At 47.9% G+C, this 25,881-nt stretch carries 21 protein-coding genes, 3 tRNA genes and 1 riboswitch; of the genes, 4 read left to right on the forward strand and 20 right to left on the reverse strand.

Going from position 1 to position 25,881, the window contains the following annotated elements; genetic code table 11:
• Positions 1-16: 16 nt before the first annotated feature.
• Both BMW43_RS02830 and htpX read right to left on the reverse strand, forming a co-directional pair.
• Positions 17-1,264 carry a DUF445 domain-containing protein gene (locus BMW43_RS02830; RefSeq protein ID WP_091743886.1) on the reverse strand — a complete coding sequence of 416 codons (1,248 nt, stop codon included), beginning with the start codon at positions 1,262-1,264 and terminating at the stop codon, positions 17-19.
• A gap of 352 nt (positions 1,265-1,616) precedes the next feature.
• The gene (gene htpX, locus BMW43_RS02835; protein WP_091743887.1) at positions 1,617-2,483 is read right to left on the reverse strand and encodes a zinc metalloprotease HtpX; all 867 of its coding nucleotides are present in this window, start codon (positions 2,481-2,483) and stop codon (positions 1,617-1,619) included.
• A gap of 487 nt (positions 2,484-2,970) precedes the next feature.
• Here htpX and BMW43_RS02840 point away from each other — a divergent pair, with 487 nt between their 5' ends.
• Complete coding sequence (locus BMW43_RS02840; protein ID WP_091743888.1) at positions 2,971-3,429, forward strand: DUF441 domain-containing protein; 459 nt, start codon at positions 2,971-2,973, stop codon at positions 3,427-3,429.
• Positions 3,430-3,431: 2 nt separating this feature from the next.
• On the opposite strand, the gene BMW43_RS02845 is transcribed toward BMW43_RS02840, so the two are convergent.
• Positions 3,432-5,525, reverse strand: coding sequence for an RNA degradosome polyphosphate kinase (locus BMW43_RS02845; RefSeq protein WP_091743981.1), 2,094 nt, complete (start codon positions 5,523-5,525; stop codon positions 3,432-3,434).
• 5 nt (positions 5,526-5,530) lie between these two features.
• Positions 5,531-7,081 (reverse strand): Ppx/GppA phosphatase family protein, encoded by a 1,551-nt coding sequence (locus BMW43_RS02850; RefSeq protein ID WP_091743889.1) that lies wholly within the window; start codon positions 7,079-7,081, stop codon positions 5,531-5,533.
• A gap of 147 nt (positions 7,082-7,228) precedes the next feature.
• Here BMW43_RS02850 and ppx point away from each other — a divergent pair, with 147 nt between their 5' ends.
• On the forward strand, positions 7,229-8,755 hold the full coding sequence (ppx, locus tag BMW43_RS02855) for an exopolyphosphatase (RefSeq protein ID WP_091743890.1): 1,527 nt from the start codon (positions 7,229-7,231) through the stop codon (positions 8,753-8,755).
• A gap of 55 nt (positions 8,756-8,810) precedes the next feature.
• Here ppx and BMW43_RS02860 read toward each other — a convergent pair whose 3' ends face one another.
• Positions 8,811-9,950 carry a two-component system sensor histidine kinase NtrB gene (locus BMW43_RS02860; protein ID WP_091743891.1) on the reverse strand — a complete coding sequence of 380 codons (1,140 nt, stop codon included), beginning with the start codon at positions 9,948-9,950 and terminating at the stop codon, positions 8,811-8,813.
• A 724-nt stretch (positions 9,951-10,674) separates the two neighbouring features.
• Between BMW43_RS02860 and BMW43_RS02870 the strand changes: the two genes are divergently transcribed.
• A complete protein-coding gene (locus BMW43_RS02870; RefSeq protein ID WP_091743893.1) occupies positions 10,675-11,193 on the forward strand; it encodes a hypothetical protein in 519 nt (172 codons plus the stop codon).
• A gap of 20 nt (positions 11,194-11,213) precedes the next feature.
• Positions 11,214-11,924: a DUF421 domain-containing protein gene (locus BMW43_RS02875; RefSeq protein ID WP_091743894.1), complete on the forward strand. Its 711-nt coding sequence runs from the start codon at positions 11,214-11,216 to the stop codon at positions 11,922-11,924.
• A gap of 301 nt (positions 11,925-12,225) precedes the next feature.
• Here BMW43_RS02875 and BMW43_RS02880 read toward each other — a convergent pair whose 3' ends face one another.
• From BMW43_RS02880 to rph, 15 genes are all read right to left on the reverse strand, one after another.
• On the reverse strand, positions 12,226-12,816 hold the full coding sequence (locus BMW43_RS02880) for a DUF2238 domain-containing protein (RefSeq protein ID WP_143050558.1): 591 nt from the start codon (positions 12,814-12,816) through the stop codon (positions 12,226-12,228).
• Positions 12,817-13,134: 318 nt separating this feature from the next.
• Complete coding sequence (locus tag BMW43_RS02885) at positions 13,135-14,034, reverse strand: DUF535 family protein (RefSeq protein WP_091743896.1); 900 nt, start codon at positions 14,032-14,034, stop codon at positions 13,135-13,137.
• Between the two features lie 463 nt (positions 14,035-14,497).
• Positions 14,498-16,483, reverse strand: coding sequence for a methyl-accepting chemotaxis protein (locus tag BMW43_RS02890; protein WP_091743897.1), 1,986 nt, complete (start codon positions 16,481-16,483; stop codon positions 14,498-14,500).
• Positions 16,484-16,803: 320 nt separating this feature from the next.
• Positions 16,804-16,879 (reverse strand) — tRNA-Arg (locus BMW43_RS02895).
• 16 nt (positions 16,880-16,895) lie between these two features.
• A tRNA-Gly gene (locus BMW43_RS02900) sits at positions 16,896-16,969 on the reverse strand.
• A gap of 15 nt (positions 16,970-16,984) precedes the next feature.
• Positions 16,985-17,061 (reverse strand) — tRNA-Pro (locus BMW43_RS02905).
• Between the two features lie 191 nt (positions 17,062-17,252).
• The gene (sdhB, locus tag BMW43_RS02910; RefSeq protein ID WP_091743898.1) at positions 17,253-18,011 is read right to left on the reverse strand and encodes a succinate dehydrogenase iron-sulfur subunit; all 759 of its coding nucleotides are present in this window, start codon (positions 18,009-18,011) and stop codon (positions 17,253-17,255) included.
• Between the two features lie 18 nt (positions 18,012-18,029).
• Positions 18,030-19,781, reverse strand: coding sequence for a succinate dehydrogenase flavoprotein subunit (gene sdhA, locus BMW43_RS02915; protein WP_091743899.1), 1,752 nt, complete (start codon positions 19,779-19,781; stop codon positions 18,030-18,032).
• Positions 19,782-19,858: 77 nt separating this feature from the next.
• On the reverse strand, positions 19,859-20,479 hold the full coding sequence (locus BMW43_RS02920; protein ID WP_091743900.1) for a succinate dehydrogenase/fumarate reductase transmembrane subunit: 621 nt from the start codon (positions 20,477-20,479) through the stop codon (positions 19,859-19,861).
• Between the two features lie 64 nt (positions 20,480-20,543).
• Complete coding sequence (locus BMW43_RS02925; protein WP_091743901.1) at positions 20,544-21,101, reverse strand: Fe-S-containing hydro-lyase; 558 nt, start codon at positions 21,099-21,101, stop codon at positions 20,544-20,546.
• 15 nt (positions 21,102-21,116) lie between these two features.
• Positions 21,117-21,959, reverse strand: coding sequence for a fumarate hydratase (locus BMW43_RS02930; protein ID WP_091743902.1), 843 nt, complete (start codon positions 21,957-21,959; stop codon positions 21,117-21,119).
• A gap of 516 nt (positions 21,960-22,475) precedes the next feature.
• On the reverse strand, positions 22,476-23,720 hold the full coding sequence (locus tag BMW43_RS02935; protein ID WP_091743903.1) for a diaminopimelate decarboxylase family protein: 1,245 nt from the start codon (positions 23,718-23,720) through the stop codon (positions 22,476-22,478).
• A gap of 110 nt (positions 23,721-23,830) precedes the next feature.
• Positions 23,831-24,005, reverse strand: a riboswitch (Lysine riboswitch).
• A gap of 58 nt (positions 24,006-24,063) precedes the next feature.
• Positions 24,064-24,543, reverse strand: a complete 480-nt coding sequence (locus BMW43_RS02940) for a metallophosphoesterase (protein WP_091743904.1) — start codon at positions 24,541-24,543, stop codon at positions 24,064-24,066.
• Positions 24,540-25,130 carry an XTP/dITP diphosphatase gene (locus BMW43_RS02945; protein ID WP_091743905.1) on the reverse strand — a complete coding sequence of 197 codons (591 nt, stop codon included), beginning with the start codon at positions 25,128-25,130 and terminating at the stop codon, positions 24,540-24,542. The genes BMW43_RS02940 and BMW43_RS02945 overlap by 4 nt, the downstream gene beginning before the upstream one ends.
• Positions 25,127-25,867 carry a ribonuclease PH gene (rph, locus tag BMW43_RS02950; RefSeq protein WP_091743982.1) on the reverse strand — a complete coding sequence of 247 codons (741 nt, stop codon included), beginning with the start codon at positions 25,865-25,867 and terminating at the stop codon, positions 25,127-25,129. Before rph ends, BMW43_RS02945 begins: the two co-directional genes overlap by 4 nt.
• Between the last annotated feature and the right edge of the window lie 14 nt (positions 25,868-25,881).

The following is a 25,881-nucleotide window of genomic DNA, read 5'->3' on the forward strand; positions in this document are numbered from 1 at the left end:
CAATATTCTCACCCTATCAAAAAAAATCCACCGCCCGGTCAATCAGAAAAATCAGACCGCCGGCCAGCCCGCCCACCAGGGAACCATTAATCCGGATCATCTGAAGATCATGGCCGACTTTATCCTCAATGAAGCGAATTAGCCAATCATTGCTGAATTGCTCCAGACTGCTTTTTATCAAGCGGCCGATGTCCGCTCCGTGCCGTTCCACAAAACAGCATAGCCTTTGTTTTATCATCTGATCGGCCACCGCTCTGGCCGCCTCATTGCCGGCGAACTCCTCCAGTATTTGTTCCAGGTACCGTGACAACCGCCCCAGTTCCCATAGCAGGCGCTGCCTGTCTACCGCATCAGCCTGCAAGAGGCGCTGTAGCGCCGGAAATAGCTGCTCGCCCAGCCGGCTCTCAACCAGTCGTTGTTTAAGCCAGTTATCCAATTGATGACGCAAAGTCCGGTCTCTTTGGACTTGCCGCATCTTTTGACGCAGCCAGTTATGCAGCAGTCGTCGCGCCGGGTGCTCCGGTTGCTTCATGGCCTCCAGCAGGGCGGTCAAAGCGCGTTGGATGGCTCGGCCAGCCTGCTCCGCCGATAGCTGGAACAACTGATCGAATACCTTCCGCCGGACTTTTTCCTTTTCATAGCTTTGTTGAACCTGGGCCAACAGGGGAGCCAGCATCGACAAAAACTGCGGTTGCCGGATGAGGCGGCTAACTTCCTCCAGGACAAAAACAACTATGGCAGCATCATATTTACGGCGCAGCAGCCAGGCAACTCCCATCAAAAGCGGTTCCGCCAGGGAAAGGGTTGACAGATTCTTTTGCACCAACTGATTCAACAAATGCGCGGTCTGGCGGGCTTTCCCCTGCTGAGCCAAGGTCAAGAGTGCCAGACGAAGCAGCTTTTCTACCTGCCGCTTGCCATCCTGCCTGTATAAGTATTCCAGAATAACCGCCGTAGTGTCATAATCACGCAGTGTTCTGGCCATATTGCTGCCTGTCATCAGGTCATCCTGCACCATAACGGAAAAGGCGTGAAACATTTGCTCCCGCTTACGAGGGATCATCGCCGTATGCCAGGGAAAGCCCAGCGGCTTTCTAAACAACGCTGTTACGGCAAACCAGTCGGCCAGCCCGCCGGCCAACGCAGCACTGGCTACGGCACACAGCAAACCGCCGCCCAGAGTATGCCGGTACGGATAACTTGCCAGGCAAATTAACAAAGTAATTCCCAATAACAGGTTAGCTTTATGCTTCATGGATTTCATCCAACACCCTCGCTTTATTACAGCTTCTTATCATTATTTCTCGCCGCCGGGCGCTTTTCCTATCAAAGACGTCCTTATATCCATATAATATGTCCTGTTCCTTCGAGAACCACTGATTTATTCGCACTGCGCGTCCTGACGGATCTTTTTCCGTCTGGCTGCGTCAGCAAAACCTTGAAATAGGGACCGCTATTCCTGCGGTCTTACTTTCTTGCCAGACGAAAAAATCTCTCGCCAGGCCGACAGGCTCATAAAATCAGCGCTTCCCTAGTTTTTCCGGCAACAGCCCAGAAAAAAGAGATATTTCATTTTAAAAATGAAATATCTCCAGAGAGATTAGGGAATCACTATGTTAGCGCATCTGGCTGGCCAATTGCTGCAACTTGGCAACCCGTTCCGCCGTAGACGGGTGAGTGCTAAACAGGCTGGTCATCCAGGAACCTGCGCCACTGAGCGGGTTGATAATAAAAAGATGCGAAGTAGACGGCGTCGCCGCGGGCATCGCCGCATTCTTGGCATAGTATTCGATTTTCTGCAGGGCGCTGGCTAAAGCCAACGGGTTGCCGGACATGAGTCCACCGGTTTTATCAGCCTGATATTCCCGGGTGCGGGATACGCCCAGTTGGATCAGGGTCGCTGCCAGAGGAGCCAATACCACCAAGAAAACAAGCCCTACAATGCCGCCAATCCCGTTATCGTCATCATCACTGCGGCCGGTACCAAAGATTGCCGCCCATTGCGCCATATTGGCGATCATCGAAATGACCCCGGCAATTGTGGCAACAACAGTGCTGATCAGAGTATCACGGTTTTTAATGTGGGACAGTTCATGGGCTACCACGCCTTCCAGTTCCTCCCGGTTAAGGGCCTGCATAATGCCTGTGGTCACCGCTACGGCACCATGCTCCGGATTGCGGCCTGTTGCAAAGGCATTGGGTGTATTGGTATCAATAATGTACACCTTCGGCATCGGCAGCGCCGCTTTTTTGGCCAGATTGGCCACCAAACGAATTAAATCAGGGGCGTTCTGTGCGTCCACCTCACGGGCATTGTACATTTTGAGAACAATCTTGTCACTGAACCAATAGCTGCCAAAATTCATGAGGATTGAAAAAATGAACATAAGAAGCATGCCGTGCGTACCGCCAAACATATTGCCGATGGCGAGTAGTAGACCGGTTAGCGCCGCCAGTAAAATTGTCGTTTTCAGTGAGTTCATATCATTTTCCTCCATTTTCTATTTTACTATAAAAATAGACCTTTGGTATGACGATGATCATACCAAAGGTCTTGCTTTATTGGGTATTATCCAACGAACAACACCAGATGATGGTCATCGGTTGTTGATGCTGTTCTTACAAGCTACTCCCCTAAGGTTCGCTTCTATTGAATTACTTACAGTATAACAAACTTTCCCGCTTTTGTAAAGCACCGATTGCGGACAATGCTGCCGGCAAACAGGTGCTTCCCGTTGCAGATAAGGCCGCCTTGTAATATGATACTAGTGGTCCACCAACTCTGAAAATACAATTCCTTTACGGTCCTTTTTCCGCAAGGCATCGTTGTCGTCGACTTACCTATGTTCGATAGGTGCGTCTCCTCCGCCTTGCCTTACGAAAAAATTCCCGCAAATTAATTTGCACTTTCAAAGTTGGCGAACCACTAGGGAACTACTGATTTCACGATACACAAAGGAAGTGATCCATATGTCCTGGGACAATATTCCCCTACTTCTCATCCTGGCCTTGTCCGTAATCGGCCAGAATCAATCGGTCGCCCTTGCTGCCGCCGTCCTGCTTATCCTGAAACTGCTGGGACTGACCGCCTGGTTCCCTTTGCTGGAAAGTAAAGGTCTGAACTGGGGAATCACCCTGTTAACCATTGCCATTCTCGCGCCGCTGGCCTCGGGAAAAATAAGTTTGCGCGACATGTACGCCTCCTTCGGCAATTTCCAAGGACTGTCTGCTATTGCTATCGGCATATTTGTGGCCTGGGCTGCCGGCCAAGGTATCACACTGGTCAAAGCCTCGCCGGAAACGGTGACATCCCTCGTATTAGGCACAGTAATCGGCGTTGCTTTCTTCCAGGGCATCGCCGTTGGTCCGCTGATTGCTGCCGGGCTGCTTTCCCTGCTGATGAGTCTGCTCAAAATACTGCAAGGATGAAACTACAAATCCTTCCGGTACATCGGTTTTAACCGTTGCTCCAACGGTATTTCCGGCACTTTGGCGGCTTTGCGGGCCGCTTCCATCAACACTTCATGACAATTAATCTCTCTCCCCCGCTTATCCACCTTACGATAGGTTCCGTCTGTTTTCATGACATAAGCTTTCCGGTTATCCTTAAGCATCAGGTCCAACATCTCTTTGATCCGTTCCACATGGGCCTCATCGTCAACCGGGAAGAACAATTCCACCCGGTCATTGAGGTTGCGGGGCATCCAATCGGCACTGGACAGATAAACCCGTTCCAATCCGTCATTATAGAAATAAAAAATACGGCTGTGCTCTAAAAACCTTCCGACAATGCTGCGTACGGTGATGTTTTCACTTACCTTTTCCATCCCCGGCCTGAGCGCACAGATGCCGCGGATAATCAGGTCGATTTTCACCCCATGGAGGGAAGCCTCGTATAATTTTATAATAATTTCCTTGTCCAGCAAGGCATTCATCTTGACGATGATTCGCGCCGGACTCCCCTGCTTGGCGAACTCAATTTCACGATCAACCAGCGCTTCAATCTTATCCCTTAACCCCAGCGGCGCCACGACGATTTTATTCCATACCGGTGGATCGGAATAACCGGACAGCACATTAAAAAAACCGGAGGCGTCGGCACCAAACTGATCGTTGGCGGTGAACAGCCCCATATCGGTGTATACTTTCGCCGTGGTATCGTTATAATTGCCTGTTCCCATGTGAACGTACCGTTTAATACCGCTGTCCTCCTGGCGAACAACCAAAATCATTTTTGCGTGTGTTTTCAGACCAACCAGGCCATAAATAACATGACAGCCGGCTTCTTCCAGGCGTTTGGCCCACAATATATTGTTTTCCTCGTCAAAGCGGGCTTTAAGTTCCACCAGCACGGTCACCTGCTTGCCATTTTCCGCCGCCTGGGCCAGTGCCAATACAATCGGCGAGTTGCCGCTGACCCGGTACAGGGTCTGCTTGATAGCCAGTACTTTGGGGTCCGCTGCCGCTTGTCGGACAAACTCAACAACCGGCCGGAAGGTTTCATACGGATGGTGCAGCAAAATATCCTTTTTACGGATGGCGGCAAATAAATCCGGCTGATCAATCAGATCGGCGGGAATCTGCGGCACCAGCGGCGTATAACGCAGTGTGTCACAGCCGGGCAGATCGACAAACTTCATCATGCAGGTCAAATCAATCGGTCCGTTTATTTCATACACATCGGGCTCCGAAATTTTCAGCGCGTTGATCAGGAAGCTGCGCAGGGCCGGATTAGCCCGTTTGGCGATCTCCAAGCGCACCGCCTGTCCCCGCTTACGCTGACGCAGGGACTTTTCCACCTCGATCAATAAATCCTTTACGTCGTCTTCATCAATGGACAAATCGGCATTGCGCGTAATTCTAAACACCGCAATGTCTTTTATTTTATAACCGTAGAATAAATTCTGGGCATAATTCATCATAATCTGCTCAAGGAAAACAAATTCCTGTTTACCGTCAGTCCCCGGCACTGCCACAATGCGCGGCAGCCCCCTTGGCACGGGGATAACTGCCATGCTGGTCTCGTCATCCCTTACCAGGGTAACCGCCAGATTTAACGTCCGGTTCGCCAAAAACGGGAACGGATGGCTGGCATCAACCGCCATGGGAGTAATAACCGGATAGACCGTGTTGTGAAAATAATCATCGAGCCATTCTTTCTGCCTGCCGTTAAAATCATCAATATCACGGAAATATATATGATGCTCTTCGATATCCTTTAACGTACCTTTCAAAAACCGGTATTGAACCCGCACCATGTCATGAGCCGACTCGCTGATTAAGTCAATCTGTTCCCTGACAGTAAGGCCGGCGGCATCCATCTTATTGATTCCGCTTTCCAACTGGTGTTTGAGCCCCGCCAGTCGGATCATAAAAAATTCATCCAGATTGGAACTGGTAATGGCTAAAAAGCGCAACCGCTCCAATAGTGGCTTTTGTTTATCATTAGCTTCGCCCAATACGCGGGAGTTAAACTTCAACCAGCTTAATTCCCGGTTAATAAAGTTTTCATGTTTAGTAAGCACCGTTATCAACCTGCCTGTCTCTTTAAAATTGCCCGGATGCCAAAGACATTTTCAAAAAATCTCGCTTTCTCTTCAAAAGTCCACTCTTCCAGCGAAATATCCTCTCTTGCCTCTACAGCGACAATCAACATCTCCTCGTTAAAGGAAGCCGTACTTTTCACTATTTTTTGCCGGTGTGTACAATCCAGCGAGTTAGCCAGCCGCAAAATAGCCGCCAGCTTAGCCACCGTCACCTTCTGCTCTTTGGTCAGGCTGTTAAAGCCGCTTTCAAAATCCGACGGCGTTCCCTTGGAGTGATAGTAGGCCACACTGGCCATAATAATCTTTTCTTCCTCGCTAAAGCCCAATATATCCGAAGACAGAATCAACCGGTAGGAATAAAGATAATGACGGCGCAAATTGATAAATTTACCGATGTCGTGCAAAATAGCCGCCACTTTTAGCAGCAGCCGTTCCCGTTTCCCCATGCCATGCAGCTTTACAATCCGGTCATAAATAATCAGCGCGATTTCTTCCACCTTTTCCGCATGCGCTTCGTTGTAGCGATACCGGCGGGCAAAACTCCGTGCCAAGCTGACCAGTTGCGCCTCAATATCATGTAACCAGACGTCTTTTGTATTTTCTGCAATATACAAAGTGGTAATTCCATCAATAAACTGGTCGTTGGCGATAACAATTTGTTCCACATCGGTCAGCGCCATAATCTGCCGGTATAGTATAATAGTAGGTAGCACCATATCGGCCTTATTTTCAGCCAGATTGAAGATATCAATGATTTGCAATAAATTTAAGTTAACAACCTGCTTATATAATTGGTAAAAATCATGTAAACTGATATAAGATACCGCTTCCTGCGGTTCCCGCCCCAAGATGCTCAGCAATAGATTGGTTTCCAGACCGGACAGCACCAAATACTTAATTTGATGCCTGCCCAGCTCTTCCTGAACCGGCGCAATGACGCTATAGATAAATTCTTCCAGGGCTTTATGAAAATGCAGCGATTCCCGCTGATGCTTTTCAAAGCTTTCCTTAATACGCAAAATGCCGATATGGAGATTCTGCTGGTAAATTAAAGCGCCCTGTTTATATAAGGTAATGCCTAAACCGCCTGACGAAATATCTACAAACAGCACCGCATCTGTCCGGTTGGCTAATTGAGCCTCCTGCATCCGGCGATAGAGCGCCACATATTTATAGAAAATTTCCTGGGTCATCCCGGCCACTTCTACGCGAAAGCCTGTTTTCACCCGGATCTGATCAATAATATATTGTTGGTTATCGGCTTCCCGGATGGCTGTCGTAGCCACCAGCCGGTATTCTGTAACACCGTATTCCGCCAGCAAACGCCGGTAGCCCTTAAGCAGTTCGCACAGTTCACTGACCGCGCTGAAACTGATCTGTCCGGTCTTAAAGGTCTCCTCCCCCAGGACCATTTGATAATTGGCCCTCTCAATCACTTTAATATCCTGTAGGCTTTTATATTCCACAATTTGCAAACTAATTTGTTCCGATCCGATATGCACGGCGGCAAACAGATCAGGAGCCTTTCCTGACATGGACTCACCTCCATAATAAATGTAATTTCGACATACCGGTGTCGAAACCCCTCTCTGCCTTATACAATTTTATGTTATACTTTTGTAAATTTAGTAAAATTATTATAAACCGGAAATACAATACATTTTGCAATAGGAGTGATCTTTGTGACAGAACGGATTGCAATCATTGATTTAGGCTCCAACTCCGCCCGCCTTATTGTCATGCATATTTATGAAAAAGGTGCCTATAATCTGGTCTACAATCAAAAAGAGTCGGTACGGTTAAGCGAAGGCATGAATGCCACTTTGCATTTACAGCCCGAAGCCATTGGCCGGGCTTTAAGCACCCTAAAAATTTTTGCTCACATGTGTCAGTTATTTCAGGTGGACAAGATCATCGGCGTCGCCACCGCCGCTGTCCGTAATGCCAAAAACGGCGATCAGTTTATCGCCCTGGCGGAAAAGGAAACCGGTATCCTGCTGGATGTAATCAGCGGTGAACTGGAAGCAGAACTGGGCTTTATCGGCGCAATGAACACCATCGATCTTACGGACGGCCTGCTGTTTGATTTGGGCGGCGGCAGTACAGAACTGACTCTGGTGAAAAACCGGCAAATCAAGCAAAGCATCAGCCTGCCCTTTGGTGCCGTTACACTAACCGAACGCTTCGGTCTGCAGGACAAAGTCAATGATGCCAAAATTGCTGAATTACAGGCCTTCATCCAGGCTCAGCTCGCCAGCCTGCCCTGGCTGAAGAAAACCTTCGCTCCCTTGGTCGGCATTGGCGGCACTGCCCGCAATATTGCTAAAATAGACCAAAGACTTAAAAACTATCCCTTCGCCAAAGTACATAATTACCGCCTGGGCCCTCTATCCTTTGATCAAATCCTGGAACTGATTGACAAGACCAGCCTGGCGCAGCGCCGCAAACTGCCCGGACTTAGCAGTGAGCGGGCCGACATCATTATCGCCGGTGTTAACATCGTCAAAGGGTTGCTCGACATAACCCAGGCCCCCCAGTTGGTCATCAGCGGCTGCGGTGTCCGGGAAGGGCTGTTTTTGCAATACTATCAAGCCAAATATCAGCAGCCTCCGATCATGAAGAATATTCTGGAGCATAGTACCCATAACGTCCTTCTGGCTCACGAAGGCGACCCAAACCACGCCTATCATATAGCATCCCTGGCCGAAACCCTGTTTGACGGCTGGCAGGATCATCTGGCACTCCGTTCCGGTGACAAGAAACTGCTGAAGGTGGCAGCCCTGTTGCATGACATCGGCATCACTATCAATTACTATGATCATCCCCGCCATAGTTCATACCTAATTGAAAATGCCCGTCTATTCGGTTTGACACACCGGGAGCAAATACTGGCTGCCGTCATTGCCGGCTGGCACAACGGCACCTCCGCCAAATACTACCGCAATAGAATCTATAGTGAATTTTTAGATGAAGGAGACTGGCATATTGCCCGGAAGCTAGCCATGCTGCTGGCCATCGCCGAATGCTTGGACGTCACCCAGATGGGTCTGGTCAAAACGGTACAGGCTTTGATAAAAGCGAAGGCCGCCGTTCTCAAGCTGTACTTAAGCGAACCGGCTCCGATCGAACGCCAGGCATTACAAAAATGTGACAAGTGGATCAAAAAGGACCTTGGCCTGGCACTGGAAATCGAAGAATGTTTCATATAATGAATAACCAAGAGGTCGTCCGACGCTACGTCAGGCGACCTCTTGGTTTATCTGTTTATTGCAGGTTTAACAGTTGCTGGTGCACCACCGTCAACCGGCGGAGCCTGTCATCGACAATGGGCAGATATATCTTTACTTTCGTGCCGCCCTGTTCATCGGCATTGACATGGATAAACCCGCCATGTTCACTGATAATACGGTGGGCAATCGGTAGCCCAAGCCCCATCCGGTCAAGCTTGGTCGTGTAAAAAGGTTCAAAAATCCGCGACAGGATCTCCGTCGGAATTCCGTTACCCGTATCATATATCCCAATGACCAACATGTTCAATTCGGAATTCAACCAGGACTTCACGGTTAACGTCCCTTCCTCCGCCATGGCCTCCAGGGAGTTTTGCATGATATTGACGACGGCCTGCTTAACCAGATTGACATCCAGGGCGACTAAGGGAAGATTGGTCGCCAACTGTTTATGAATATTGATCTTTTCACCGCCCAGATCTTTAAAGGTTAGCAGCAGCGCCTCGTGCAAAATCCGGTTAATATCTACCTGCGGCTCTTTGTTCACCGGCGGTTTGGCAAACAGCACCAGTTCTTTCACCACATCATTGATATAGGACACTTCATCCAGCAATACTTCCAGTGTATCGCGCTTCACGGTATACTGATCGTTTTCCAGACGCCCCAGCATAACCTGTAAATAACCGCTCAGCGTGGTAAGCGGCGTCCTGACATGATGAGCCACGCCGGCAGCCAGTTCTCCCAGTGAAACCAGCATCTGCGTTGTCTGTATTTGCTTGATCGCCGCCCGAACCGCCGAAACATCCTGCAAAATAACGATCATGCCTGTCATTTCCCCATTTGACCCGGTTAACTTCAACGCATTAATATGCAGGTAAAGAGCCTGCTCGTTTACATTGATTCTTACACTGGTAGTATACAGATTGTCACAATCGGCAGGCGAAAATACTTTCAGAAATTTGTAGCCGAAATCCTGAAACACCTGTTCAGCCTGTTTTCCCAGCGCCCGCTTCCGGTCAACGCCACAAATCCGTTCTGCTTCTCTATTTAAATTTTTAATTCTCCCGTTACTGTCGAGATAGAGAATTCCGGTCGTCGTTGTTTCAAAATAATCTTTATATTCATCTTCACGAGAGTAATGTACCAACTTACTGGCTGCCGCTTCCGCTGAATACATGATTCGCACCTCAATTCGAATTAATTGAAATGCTTATAACATTCTTGTAAAATAATGTATCTCCTTCTAAATTAGTCCATTTACTTTTCGTAAAAAACCGACATGATCCGGCGAAAAAAACTCCTCTCTGTCGAAAACAGGTAGCCTCAAAATGGCCTTTTCTTATTAAAAAGCAGAGAAATTATCCATATTTTTACATAAAACTAAATTTAATCCATCATTTTTCGGCGTAAGCCCTTCTTTTATTACATTATTTATATATTTTTACATTAATTACCAAGTAAAATCCTTATTTCACCATCATGAGGGCTTATCCTTTTCGACATAATCCAAGCAATCCACCCCTGCTGCCTGACGCACTTCTCTGCAGGGTAGTATCCGGCTCTTAAAATTCATAGCCCTGCAGCCATAAGGAAAATTCCTGTCCCAAGTAACATAAAAATACCGGCAGCTATGACACAAGGCCGCCTTATTCTCCATCCACCATCCACCCTTTACTGCTAATCTCTCATAACTAGTACCTTTACCAGCTTGGTTACCTTACAAATCCTTTTCGTCGTTGTCATCGTCTTACATATGTCCGCGATGCTCGTTCCTTCGCCTCGCCGTGCAAAAATCCCCGCTAATTCAGCTTGCATTACACCTTCAAAATAAACGGACCATTGAATATATTTTAAATAAACTCCCATCCTATCTATAACAGTATAACAAGGAGGTACTTATTATGGAAGATCGGATTACAAACGGTTTTCTCGCCGGCACCATCGGTGGTATAACCGCCAATGTCTGGGGCTTTACCGCCGGCATGTTTCATTTAACAACGCTGCGCTTCGTCGACTGGATGGCTATCATCCTCTACGGGCATGTACCTCCTTTCACCTTTGGCGAAATTTTTCTTGCCCTGCTGGGGCATATTGTCTTCTGCGGCATGCTGGGTACGGCCTTCGCCCAGCTTACACCACAAATTTCCAGCCGGAATCTGGTATTCAAAAGTTGGCTTTATTTCATGGCTGTTTGGTTTATTATTTACACCATAACTACTTTATTCAAAACAGAAGGCACCACACCCCTGCCGGTCTACACGGTATTGTCCAATATCATCAGCGCGACCATTTTAGGTGTCGTACAAGCCCTTGTGCTGCGCAACCTTCTCTCTGCCGGCAAACAGCCGGAATACCGGATCGTTCCGGCGATGAAGCCGCTGCCTAAACAAAAAAATAAGGACGATCAGCCAAATGACTGATGACTGTAAGGAGTGAAACAATGGCCGGATCAGAATTTCTCCGTGACACCTGGCAAACCTCGCTGGTGTTTTTAAGCCTGCTCGTTTTTACCCGTATTTTAGGTAATACACAAATTGGCCAGTTGACCCTATATGAATATATCAGCGGCATTACCATCGGTTCCATCGCCGCCAATGTGGCCGCAGCCGACCCGGATAAAACAGTGAGTCATTATTACGATCTAGTCCTGTTTGTTCTGCTTACCTATCTTATTTCCCATCTGACCATCCGGAGCCGCCGGCTACGCAAACTCATTGACGGTTCTCCCACCGTGGTTATTGAGAATGGCCGCATTATGACTGCCAACATGGGAAAACTTCGCTACGACCTGGATGAACTGAACGGGCAGCTACGCCAACAAGGCATCCTGGATCCAGCCGAAGTGCAGTATGCCGTAGTGGAAACCTCCGGCAATCTAAGCGTCATAAAAAAATCCGATTACCAGACGGTAACCAGAAGCGATATTAAGCTGGCCTCGCCGGACCCGACATTTCCGCTCGAACTGATCATGGACGGCGAAGTAATCTTCAAAAACCTGCAGGGAAATTATTCTCTCGATTGGCTGAACGGGCAGCTTGCCAGCAAAGGAATTACCGGCCCCGACAAGATCAGCTATGCAGCAATTGATTCTAAGGGAAAACTATATATCAGCCCAACACCGCTCCCGACCAAAAGCTCCGGCTCAGTTTAGTGCTCCGTCCAAAATTGCTGACAGTCAAAATTTCGTTAGCCGTGTTGTCGTCGGTTAATCTACCGGCGGTATGCCTTCTCCTCCGTCTTGGCTGACAAAATTTGTCTCGCCATTATCTTCCCGTTTTAAAGGTGGCGGAGCACTGGTGCTCCGCCACCTTTAAAACGTAAATTAATTTGCGCGTATTTTCCGTGAGACAAGGCGGCAGCGGCGTGCCTGTCGGCTATAGGTAAGCCAACGACAACAAAGCAGGGCGGAAAAGATTTTGTAAGAACACTATAGAATTAGGGCTTACAGACCACTAGGCAAACAGCTTACCGGCCAGATACCGCCCCAGACGGGTATAGGCAAGCTGAATAGCGGCAATAACCGCGCCGACCGTATCGGCAAGCAGGTCCAGATCGGTATCCACGAGACTCGCCTGCCCCGGAATAAGCGGCTGGTTGATTGTATCAACCGCAAATTCCAGCAGTTCATAGACCACTCCCAGCGATATACCGAGGCAGATGATGAACAAGCAGGTAAACAAGCGATTAACCGGCTGGCGGATGACCAACTGAGCCAGCAATATGTAAAAAAACATCGCAAAAGAATAGGTGCCAAACAGATGCAGCGCTTTGTCAAAAATCTGAGACGTCATATAATAGCCCAAATAACCGCCGGCATAGCTGTCAGCAACAATAGTGATGACAATCAGGGCCCGTACGTAATTGCTCATGTACAGCCGACACCTTATTTCCCACAGGGTATAGGCAAACAGCAATATCGCACCCCAAGCCGCTCCGCGCATAAATTCCCGATTCTCCTGCCCGGCCAGTCCCAGCATCACCAGGATCTGCGCCAGTATGCAGCCACCGGTAAGAACCAGCCTCACCCTTGTATGCTCTCCCATACAAACGCCCCTTGTCTCTTCGCCCTTCCTTCCCGGAGTGACTTAATCATTTAATCTTTAACTAGTGTAGTGGCCCATCCACATTTCGCTTAATTACTTGTCTACATTTCCAGCTGCTTCGTTGTCGTCAATCGGCGTAGGAACCGCTACGCCTCACTCCTTCGCCTTGCAGATGAAAATGTATCCTGCGTCCTTTAGCTGAAATGTCAACGTGTCACTACACTAGTTTGCCCGGCTGCCGCAAAATTAAAAACACAAGCGTTCACACCAATAAAAAGAAGTTGAGCTGCCGGCATAGCCAGACAGCTCAACTTCTTTTTATTGACCCATTAAATTTATTGCAATCGCCTCGCTGATTGCAGCGTCCACACAGTCCAGCATCGCGAAACGCTGCCGGTAAAGATTCCGTTTATGGGATTTGACCTCACTCAAATCCTTACGTGGCTCTTCTAACGGTAAAGCAAAAAAGCGCCGGTCTTCAGTCAACGTTCCGCCAATTTCCTGCCAAAACACATCCAGTGACCGTTTTAGCTTGCGGTCCAGCCGCAGATGATTGCCGGTATAAAACCCATAATTGGATACCGCATACATATGCCGGAAGCCCAACTCTCTGGCGAAACAACGAACGGCATACAGCACCAGATTGTGTGGACGGTAGCCGAAGCAAAATTTAGTCAGATCATGATTCATTTGCCGTCCGTCCGGTGCTCCCTGCAATGCGCCAATCCATAAAGCCGTTTCCCGGCCGGCTTCATAACCTCCCCAAAAAGTCACTTGCTGAATCCGCTCTCCGTCCAGCTTTAATTCGATAGCCAGCAGACCTTCCTTTTTATGGCAGTCATGAAAGCATACTTCCAGCCGTAGCTGTCCTCCTTTGTAGTCCTGCTCCCAAAGAACGATACTGCCACCCGAATAGATATGTTGCAAAGCATCTTTTTTAAGCAAGGAAACAAACAAGGAATAATGCTCTTTTATTAATTTGATTCGCCCCCAAAAACTTGACTGCCGATAAAACCAGTGCCTCGCCGCCTGTTCAAATGCGTAGTTGCGGGTCAAAGGCAAATGATTAAGTAAAGCATCAGCGGTAAAAAAGCGAATTAATTCCTGCATGTGCCTGTTATGAAGCAACGCTCTAACAACAAACACAGGCCGCCGCCAATAGTTCTCCAAAGTATTTGTCGCATACAATTCATGACTGATCTCAATATACTGTCTCATGCTATAACCTCCAAGGCTGCACGCCTTTCATGTTTTTACTCCTTACAGAAATCCAGTACCTTATCAGTCTTAAGCCAGTGAATACGGGCGGTCTATTGGGGGCATCCCTTCGTTGTCGTCAGGGTAGCCTCCTTCCTCCGCTTTGGGCTGGCTGAGATAGCCCGCCATTATCCTACCGTTTTAAGGCTGCCAAGTTGCCAGCTCTTGATTGGCTTATTTGTTATAGCATGCAATTCTGAAAAATACCTGAAAAAGGCAAAAAAAATTACAATTATTATTAAAAATAAATATAAACAAGGCTCCTTATCCTTGGGGGTGGATAAGGAGCCTTGCCTCGTTCCGGCAGGTCGCAGGCTACCGGAACAACATATGTAATCGTTTGGCCATCTTTATTATACTAAGTAAATGTGACAAAACAGTTACAACATTCTCGTAATATTGTATTATCTGCAATAAAAACTATTTAAATACTAAATTTTCCTACCGCCGTTATCAGATTTTGCGCCATATCTGCCAGACCTCTGCTCGATGCCGCCATTTCCTCCATAGACGCCGACTGCTCCTCAGTCGCGGCCGATACCGTTTCAGCTTCCGCAACGGCTGCTTTACTAAGACTGTCGATCTTATCAATATTGCCAACCACAGCCTTGTTGCTTTGATTAATCTCCTGTATAGAAGTAGACAACGTGCCTACGCTGCTGTTGATCTGGGAAATTCTTCGCTCGATTTCCTGAAAGGCATTACCGGCAGCCATAACGATTTCTGCACCATTCCCAACTTCTTGAGTGCCGTTGTGCATAGCCTGTACCGTCTGTTCGGTGTCTCGCTGTATTTCGTTGATCAGTTCGGTGATCTTTTGGGCTGCTGCCTGGGACTGTTCCGCCAATTTCCGCACCTCTTCGGCCACGACGGCAAACCCCCGTCCCTGTTCACCCGCTCTCGCCGCTTCAATCGCGGCGTTCAAAGCAAGTAAATTGGTTTGTCCCGCAATACCGCTGATCGTATCAATAATTTGTCCGATTTCCTGCGAGCGGGTCCCCAACACGGTCACAAGTTCAGCCGAAGTCCCTACAGCGCTTTTAATATGATCCATTTGGCTCACAGCCTGTTTGACCATAGCGTCACCTTGCGTAGCCTTAGCCGACGTCTCAGTCGCCTCGGCGGCAACCTGGACCATCTGCTCTGCCGCGTGCTGAACAAGGTCCGCCATCTGGCGGATGGACTGCACACTCTCTTCCACGGCTGCAAGCTGCATAGCCGCGCCTTCGGCAACTTGAGCAATAGAAGTCGCGACCTGTTGGGAGGCTAAGGCTGATTGCTCTGTCCCGGCGGTAAGCTCTTCCGAGGAGGCCGCCAGTTGCTCCGCCTGACCATTTACCATGCCGACCAGTTTTCTCAATTCAGTACCCATATTGTTAAAGCCCCGGGCCAGCGTGCCGAACTCATCGGCCGCTGCATGATCGACTGTAACCGACAAATTGCCTTGACTAAATGCCTTTACGGCCATAGTAAGCTTTTCCAGGGGAACACAAAATACTTTAGTCAGCCAGTAGGATAGACCAAGACAGAATACCAGCACAGCCAACGCCGCTATAACAGTAACAAAAATTTGGTGATTGCGATCGGCGTAATACTGTTCCAGGCTCTTTCCGGCAAACAGCATGCCTACCGGCTCATCCTGGGCTCCCGAAATAGGGCGGTAAGCTGTAACATAGGGTTTGCCGTTTACATCGGCCACTCCCGTATATACTGCTTTTTCCTGCAATACCTTGGCAATGACGGCTCCACTGGCTTTGGTTCCAATCGCCCGCTGCCCATCCTTCATCACCGTGGTGCTTACCCGGGTATCGCCACCGAAAACCGTCGCATCGACCTGGTAAATTTCTTTCACTTTATCCACTAACGCTTGCTGTGCTCCGTCAACACTGACGGAAAGAGTCCCCACAACCTGTCCGTCTGGCAAACGAATCGGCAGGCAAGTGCGAATGCTTAACGGCGTAGCCGGGGAATTTTCCACCGTAGTGGACATGTTGCCGGTCATGGCCTGTTGCACTGCGTAGATGTTAGCAATACTGTCCCCCGTTTTCGGGGAATGAGTCCGGGCCAGAACCACACCGTTTTTATCGGTAATCGTAACATAGTCAACATCACTTTTCGGTATGTCCCGAATTAATTGCAATATTTTAGGCCCGTCACCAGCGTAAGTGGCTTCAGCGAGTCCCGGCAGCAGGGCTGCCAAATTAGCTACCGCCTTTGTTTTGCGCTCACTTTCGCTAAACATTTCTTCCATGGCCCTGCTACTGCTTAGCGCTTCATTTTGGTAACTTTGATACATCTTTTCAGTCTGTAAATACAAAATCGGCCCGACGGTTGCTCCGATAGCCACCAATACTATCATGGCCATAATAGCCATGATTTTTCCTTTAACTCCTAAACTACGGATATGCATAATTCCAATCCCTTTCCTATGTACTTCAAAATTAACTATTTGAAACAGTTCTGATATAAAAATAACCGACTACAAAGGCCGGTTGCATTATTTACTCCAGCAGATGCAAATAATAATCCTCCATTAATATTAATATTCTAAAAATAATATGTTTATTTTACCAAAACTCTTAGGACCAGTCAATCAGCCTAACCAAATATTTTAAAGTTCAAAAAGTCGAACTGACTGTCTTGTTTTGTCTCCCAAACGCTAGGCCCGGAACACCTATAATACACAAAAGCCTTCCGTTTTACCGGAAGGCCCATTTCATTAAATTTATATGGCGCGCCTGGCACGATTCGAACGTGCGACCAACCGCTTAGAAGGCGGTTGCTCTATCCCCTGAGCTACAGGCGCATTTATGACAAAAATATGGAGCGGGTGAAGGGAATCGAACCCTCGTAGCTAGCTTGGAAGGCTAGTGCTCTACCATTGAGCTACACCCGCATAACATTTTGAATATGGTCGGAGCGGCAGGATTTGAACCTGCGACCCCCTGGTCCCAAGCCAGGTGCTCTACCAAACTGAGCCACGCCCCGTTAATCACAAAATACATTTTACTTCATTCTTAATACTTTGTCAATGTTTTTCTCTTTACCAGCATTGCCGCATGGTTATTTTAAACAAAACCGCTCTTTTAAGCTTAATTATAATAACACATATACCCTACATTGTCAATATGTAAGGAGAAGCACCTCCCGCAAAACAGAAGGTGCTTCTTATTCCTTAATTACTTATTTAACATGTTCAACAAAGCTTGTTTGTTGACATCACGGTTTAACTTGGCAATGTATTCGGTCAGTTTAATGTCTTTCGGGCAAGCCTGTACGCAGTTTTGGCTGTTGCCACAGCTACCGATACCGCCTTTTTGCATCAATGCGTTAATACGGTCTTCCTTATTGTACTCGCCGGTAGGATGCAGGTTGAATAAATGAGCCTGCACCATCGGAGCCGGTCCAATGAAATCGGAGCCCGAGTTTACATTGGGACAAGCATGCATGCAGCAGCCACAGGTCATGCAACGGGAAATCTCATAAGCTGTATCGGCAGTCTTAGGGTTTTGACGGGGAGCATCATTATGAATCTGCCAGCTGCCATCAACTTTTACCCAAGCCTGTACCTTTTTTAAGCTTTCAAACATGACCGAACGGTCAATCATAAGATCCCGGATAACGGGGAAGGTTCTTGCCGGAGCCAGTCTGATCGGTTGTTCAAGATGATCAATCAAGGCTGCGCAGGCTTGCTGTGCCTTTCCGTTGATGACCATCATGCAGGCGCCGCATACTTTCTCGAGACAATTGCATTCCCAGACAACAGCCGTTGTCTTTTTGCCGTCCTTCGTTACAGGATTCTTCTGAATTTCCATCAGCGCCGCAACCACATTAAGTGCCGGGCGATAGTCTACTTCAAACTCTTCCGTGTAAGGCTGGGAAGTAGGACCATCTTGTCTTTCTATGATAAAATGTACTTTTTTGTTTGTTTCTGCCATGATTAATTTACCTCCCTCTTACTCTTTCTTAGCAACAGCATAGTTACGCGGACGGGGCTTCACCAAGGAATGATCAAAGTCGCCATAGCTGATCTTAGGTTCTTCGGTTGCCGGATCGAACTCCGCAACGGTTATTTTCATGAAACGTTCGTCGTTACGTTCGGGGAACTCCCGTTTAAAGTGAGCCCCACGGCTTTCATCACGCATACGTGCTGCCTTAGTTACAACCAGAGCGTAAATAATCATATTGCGCAGTTGTCTTGCAAACATAGCCTCCTGGTTAGCCCAGGTTCTTCTGTCGGATAAGCCGATATTATTCCAACGCTGAAGAATTTTCTTTACTTCTTCGAAGCAATAATCCAGGTCTTTGTTTACCCGTTCAATGGTAACGTACTGGTTCATTAAATCGCCAAGTTCATGGTGAAGTTCATGAGCATTTTCCGTACCATCCATTTTGAGAATCGCATCATATTCATCCTGGCACTCTTTTGCTGCCCTCGCCAAATCTTCATCGGTAAGTTCCGAACCTTTATTTCCTTCTTTGGCCCAGCGCATAGCTTCCGGACCGGAAACCGTGCCGGAATAAGCGGCGGAAAGCAGCGAGTTTGCGCCCAGACGGTTTGCACCGTGATATTGGTAGTCACATTCGCCGGAGGCCATAAGGCCAGGAATATTTGTATTGTGTTTGGTATCTACCCAGATGCCGCCCATGGAATAATGGACAGACGGATAAATCTGCATCGGAACTTTACGGGGGTCATCGCCCACGAATTCCGAATACATTTCCAAGATACCGCCCAATTTACGCTCCAGATATTCGGCCGGAATGTGCGAAAGATCAAGATATACCTTATTCTCACCATTAATACCCAGCTTCTGGTTTACGCACACATCATAAATAGCGCGGGATGCCACGTCACGGGGTACAAGATTGCCATAGGCAGGATACATTTCTTCCAGGAAGTACCAAGGCTTACCATCTTTGTATACCCAGACCCGACCACCTTCACCACGGCAAGCTTCAGACATCAAACGGTTTTTGTCTGAACCAGGGATAGCAGTGGGATGAATTTGAATAAATTCGGGGTTGCCAATATGCGCGCCTTGCTGGTACACAGCAGATACGGCCGATCCGTTACAGATCGTCGAAGCGGTACATCTGCCGAACACCATGCCGGGGCCGCCTGTTGCCAGGATAACCGTATCGGCACGGAATGCTTTGATTTCCATAGCGTTCATATCTTGCGCTACGATACCGCGGCAAACGCCTTCTTTATTTTTAATGACTTTGATAAATTCCCAGAATTCGTATTTAGTAACAGCACCTTTTACTTCCCAGGCCCGAACCTGCTCGTCCAGGGCATATAAGAGCTGCTGACCGGTCGTCGAACCGGAAAACAAAGTACGTTTGTTTTTCTGGCCGCCAAAATTACGAAGGTCAAGAATACCTTCGGCCGTACGGGTAAAGGGAACGCCCATGCGATCAAACATTTTGATCAGTTTAGGTGCGGCTTCACACATGCCCTTGATTGCCGTCTGATCGGCCAGGAAGTCACCGCCATAAACGGTATCATCAAAATGTTCATAAGTACTATCATTTTCACCCTTTGTATCCATGCAGGCATTGATGCCGCCCTGGGCACAAAGTGAATGAGAGCGCTTTACCGGGCAATAGGAGAATAATTCAACTTCGCCGCCGGCTTCACAAATCTTCAAGGTAGCCATTAACCCAGACAAGCCACCACCAACAACAATAATTTTCTTTTTCACTTGGGTTCTCTCCTTATTATCATAAATATACAATAATTACCTACTGGTTAAACCGTATCTATTGATTTACCTGCCAATTATGCCACATAGGCGGCCAGAGCAACCAAACCAATAACCGACAGCAGAATACACAGTCCCCAAGCCGCTTTGTTCACAATGCTTTGCGCACGCGGTCCTACTGTAATGCCCCAGGTAATGCAGAACGTAAACAAACCGTTGGTAAAATGATAGATGGCAGCAACCAAACCAATTGCATATAAAACAAACACTACAGGATTGCTCAAATAATTGTGCATAAGTGCATAACCAATTTCGCCATGTCCCATCCCTTTGATGTAGACGCGTAGATAACCTACATGCCAGATAATGAACGCAAAGGTATACCAGGCGCTCATTCTTTGCAGATAAAACTGCCAGTTGCGGCCATAACCGTATTTTGCCACATTATTCTGAGCCTGCAAGGCGATATAAGCGCCGTAAATGCCATGGAACAAAAGCGGAATGGCAATAAACAGAATTTCCATGGTCAAGAGAACCGGGTGGGGAATGCTCGCTAAATGGGCAACTGTTTCATCAAAAACATGGGGTCCCGCCAAAACTGTAGAAATCGAAAATATATGTTCCAGCAAAAAAACGCCGATAGGTGCAACCCCACAAATGGAGTGCAGACGCCGAATGTAAAAATCTGTATTACTCATGTTTCAACCTCCTGTAATATTGCGTATAGGCCAAACCTATACCTGAAAAATTCACCGTTTCTTTCTACAGTCTGCGATAGGGTTTCTGACCTTCTTCATAGTAACTGTTGCCTTCCGAGTCAATTACCACAATAGCCGGAAAATCTTCAACCGTCAAAGCAGCCACTGCCTCAGGGCCCAGATCAGGGTATGCCAGCACTTCATATTTCTTAATGGATTTAGCGATTAACGCCGCCGCGCCACCAACAGCCGCAAAATAGGTAACACCATGTTTTTTCATGGCATCCACCACAGCCGCCGAACGCGAACCCTTGCCAATCATGCCTTTAATCCCTTGCGCCAGCATGGTCGGCGTATACGCATCCATACGGCCCGAGGTAGTCGGTCCTGCTGAACCGATTGGATCACCCGGTTTAGCCGGAGTAGGTCCCAGATAATATACAATTTGATTATTCCAGTCCACCGGCAATTTTTCACCGCGGGCCAGGGCTTCCGTCATCGTTTTATGCGCTGCATCGCGGGCACTGAAGATCGTTCCCGTAATCAGTACACTGTCGCCTGCTTTCAGTTTGCGGGACTGCTCTTCCGTCAACGGAGTAGTAATACGAATTTTTTCTTTCATCTTACAGCACCTCCTCTACAGTTCAATCTCAGCATGCCGTGTAGCATGACAGCTAATATTTACAGAAACGGGCAGACCGGCAATATGAGTCGGATACCACTCAATATTAACAGCCAGTGCGGTGGTCGTTCCGCCAAGCTGCGGCCCAATACCGATTTTATTAATTGATTCAAGCAGTTCTTCTTCCAGTTTAGCGTATTCCGGATGCTCGTTGCGTTTACTGATGGAACGGACCAGCGCCTTTTTCGACAGCAATGCCGCTTTTTCCATCGTTCCGCCGATTCCCACACCGACGACAATCGGTGGACACGGATTTTCTCCGGCGTGGATAATGGTATCTAAAACCACCTTTTTCACGCCTTCCACACCATCGGCTGGCACAAGCATTTTTAAAGCACTTTTGTTTTCACTGCCAAAGCCTTTCGGCGCCAGTTTAATTTTTACCTTGTCACCGGGAACAATGGACGTGTGAAGTACTGCAGGTGTATTATTCGTAGTATTTTTGCGATTAAAGAGCGGTTCCGCCACAACGGATTTACGAAGATACCCCTCGGTGTACCCTTTGGCTACACCAGCATTCACCGCGTCCTCCAAACAGCCGCCGGTAAAATGGACATCCTGTCCAATTTCCATAAAAATGACCGTCATGCCAGTATCTTGGCAGATCGGCCTGTCCTCATTTTTGGCAATGTCGGCATTCTTAATAATTTGACCGATAATGTCTTTTCCCAGCGGAGATTCTTCGGTTTGCTGTCCCTTTACCAGTGCGCTGTAAACATCTTCCGGCAGATAATAGCAAGCCTCCATACACATCTTGGCTATTGCCTGCGTAATTTGGTCAACCTCGAGCGTGCGCATCCAATACCCCCCGTTATTTTTTATTTGTACGTTAACTTGGTCTATCGGCTTATCCTACCCTATTAGATGGATTTTCTGCAAGTTCATATTTTCACTCACATAGGTAACCTACCGTTAACCAGTACAATCTACGCTTTAGTATACCATAGATAAATTGGTTTGCCAATTATCTACATAAAACAGTAAACAATTTATTGTTCTGTTCTGAACAAAAAAAACAAGCAAACTCTTGGCAATATTATCGGATTTTTTAGGACTGTCTATTCGTAAAGCGATCGGAATCCCACAGTTCTTTCCTAGGGCGTGTCTGAGAGCTAACGGAATGTTCCGTGGCGAGTAATTTTTGCGCCAGACAAGGCAACATTTTGAAGGAATAGTGGGCCCTATTGCAAAAAATGTTAACGAAGTATGGTGTAAAAATTACCGTCAGGGGGCGTTTCGGATGGTTTTCAGGCATGCCCTAATAAAAGATAAAAAGTAGTGCCGAGAATCTCGTTCTCAACACTACTCTCTGTTTTAAAACTCTAGCGTTGCAAAATAATCTTCAATTGTTTCGGCGCGGCGAATCAATTTCACACTGCGGTCCGGCCGCAGCAGCAACTCAGCGGAGCGAAGCTTTCCATTATAATTGAAGCCCATAGCGTGCCCATGGGCACCGGCATCATGAATTACCACGACATCGCCGATATCAATCATTGGCAGCTTGCGGTTAATGGCAAACTTATCATTATTTTCGCAAAGCGAGCCGGTTACGTCGTAAATATACCCTTTCGGCCAGTCTTCCTTGCCGACTACCGAAATATGATGATAGGCCCCATAAAGTCCGGGACGCATCAGGTTGGCCATGCAGGCATCAAGTCCGACATAATTTTTGTAGATTTCCTTTTTATGCAAAACGGTGGATACCAGATAACCATAAGGACCGGTAACCATACGGCCGCATTCCATCGCCAGTTTTAAAGGATGCAGTCCGTTAGCCACGATCTTTTCCTCATACGCCTGCTTGATACCCTGGCCCAGACGTTCAAGATCGACTGCTTCCTGCTCCGGCCGGTACGGAATACCGATACCGCCGCCGAAATTGACAAACTCTATGCGGATACCCAATGACCGGTTGACTTCCAACACTAGATCGAACATCATATGAGCGGTTTCAATAAAGAAATTATGATCAAGTTCATTGGAAGCAACCATGGTATGAAGGCCAAAGCGTTTTACCCCTTTTTCCTTCACAATGGCCAGGGCCGACAGTAATTGTTTTCTGGTCAGTCCGTATTTGGATTCCTCCGGATTGCCGATGATAGCATTGCCGCCTTCCCGGAGCGGGCCCGGATTATAGCGGAAGCAAAGCACCTCTGGGATGCCGGCATGTCTTTCCAGATAATCGATATGACTGATATCGTCCAGATTGATCACGGCACCCATTTCACGGGCTTTCTTAAATTCAATGGCCGGCGTATCATTGGAGGTAAGGATAATCTCTTCTCCCTGCAGCCCGGCTCTTTCCGCCAGCAAAAGTTCCGCCAGCGAACTGCAGTCGGCCCCAACGCCTTCTTCCCGCAAAACTTCCATAATGGAAGGATTGGGAGTCGCTTTTACGGCAAAATACTCCTTAAATTCAGGCGCCCAGGCAAAGGCGTTCAATAAAGCGCGCACATTGTCCCGGATAGCCTGTTCATCATAAATATGAAAAGGCGTTTTATATTCCTCAATAATCCTGTGAATTTCATCTTTAGAAAATGGTAGTTTCTTTTCCGCCATGTTAAAACCTCCTCAATATAGTTGGACAAGAAGCCGCCATAAAACACAAAAAGCGACTTGCGTACAATCTCACAAATCGCTGAAATGGTAAAGGAAGTTTTACCCACGTGCAAGATAGTAGCGCTCCCCTTGATATCCATCAAGCGACAGTCCGGTATTTCTTAAACACAAGACCAGCGGCAATCCCTGGCAAGACTGCAGCTTCGGCGGCTATCCCTTTCCCTGGCTTCACAGTTCGCCAGACTCCGTCAGGTACTATTGATAGACCGCACCTCTACCACAAAATAATATAAACTTGTAATTTATCATACAGGATATGCCTATATCCTGTCAATATATATTCTTATCTGATATCAATGATCTGAGCCGTAACCTTGCCCTGATCAATCACAAGCAGGGCGCAAGTCGGTACGTTGCCCCGCGGAAAGCCGGCGCTTCCCGGGTTTAAAACCAGCAAGTCGCCTTCCCAGGTAATATCGGGGATATGGCTGTGCCCGTAAATAACAATATCGACCGCAAGATTATGGGCCTTTTCAATCAGCTCCCGTGTGCCGTATTTTACTTCATAACGATGACCGTGAGTCAGCCAAATGCTTTTTCCCTCCACGGTTAAAAATTCATCTAACTTGGCGGTAGCATGATAACCGTCGCAATTTCCCGCCGCCGCCACCACCGGCACCGTTGTTAAGCCTTCAAAAAAGCGGATGTCCTGACTGTTATCCCCGGCATGAAGCCATAAATCCATATCCGGCAACGCTTTTACCGCTTGGTTAACCATAATGCCCCGGCCATGGGTATCGCTGATAACGCCGATCTTTTTCATGACATATATCCCGCCATCTTATCCACCATATGCCGTACAGCCATGCCGCGGTGACTGATTTTATTTTTTTCTTCCAAGGAAATTTCAGCCATGCTCTTGTTTAAAGCCGGGATAAAAAACAAGGGATCATAGCCAAAGCCGCCCGTTCCCCGCGGCGCCTGAAGAAGTACTCCCTCACAATAGCCTTCGGTCGTCAAAAGCGTGTCATCGGTATCCAAAAAAGCCAGTACACAGCAAAACCGCGCTTGACGGTCAGTTATCCGCTGCATAGCGGCCAGCAGCTTTTCGTTATTTTGGGTATCTGAAGCCTGTTCTCCGGCATACCGGGCGGAAAGTACCCCCGGTGCTCCGTTTAAAGCAGCCACTGCCAGCCCCGAATCGTCGGCCAGGCAGGCCTTTTTCGTATATTCCTGATAATGCCGCGCTTTTAGCACCGCATTCTCGGCAAACGTGCTGCCTGTTTCCACTGCCTCCGGAATACGGTCAAAGTCGGCCAAGGAAAGCACGGTAACCGGCAAATGAGCCAAGGCTTTCTTAAACTCGGCGACCTTCCCTTTATTATAGCTGGCAATCACTATCTCTTTCACGGTTCACGCCCTACCTTCCAGGCCAGCGGCCCCAGAATGTCCTTTTGGTAATCAATCAATGCATGGATGCCTTTTTCACCGTAATTCAGCATTTCATTCAACTGCTGGCGGCTGAAATCGCTTTTTTCTCCCGTTCCCTGCACCTCGACAAAGGTACCGCTGCCGGTCATTACCAGATTCATATCCACGGCGGCATGAGAATCCTCTTCATAGCAAAGATCCAGGGCTGTTTCGCTGCCAATGACGCCTACGCTGATTGCCGCCAGAAAGTCCCTGACCGGAAAAGCCTTGTCTTGCTTATAGATGGTATTTACCGCATCAACCATGGCGATAAACGCACCGGTAATGGCAGCTGTCCGGGTGCCGCCGTCAGCCTGCAGAACATCGCAGTCCAGCCAAATCGTCCGTTCTCCCAATGCCTTCAAGTCTACCACGCTGCGCATGGCCCGGCCGATTAACCGCTGAATTTCATGGGTACGGCCGGTAATCTTTCCTTTGGCCGCCTCACGGATATTACGGGTCTGCGTGGAACGGGGCAGCAGGGAATACTCCGCCGTAATCCAGCCCTCACCGGTTCCCTTCATAAATGGAGGCACTTTTTCCTCCACTGTCGCCGCACAGATTACCTTCGTATTGCCGATTTCAATCAGCACCGAACCTTCCGCATATTTTAAATAATTGCGCGTAATTTTCACCACACGCATTTCATCCATACTTCGTCCGTCAATCCGTTTCAAATTCGTCACCGCCA

It is taken from the genome of Propionispora vibrioides, assembly GCF_900110485.1.
Taxonomy (GTDB): domain Bacteria; phylum Bacillota; class Negativicutes; order Propionisporales; family Propionisporaceae; genus Propionispora; species Propionispora vibrioides.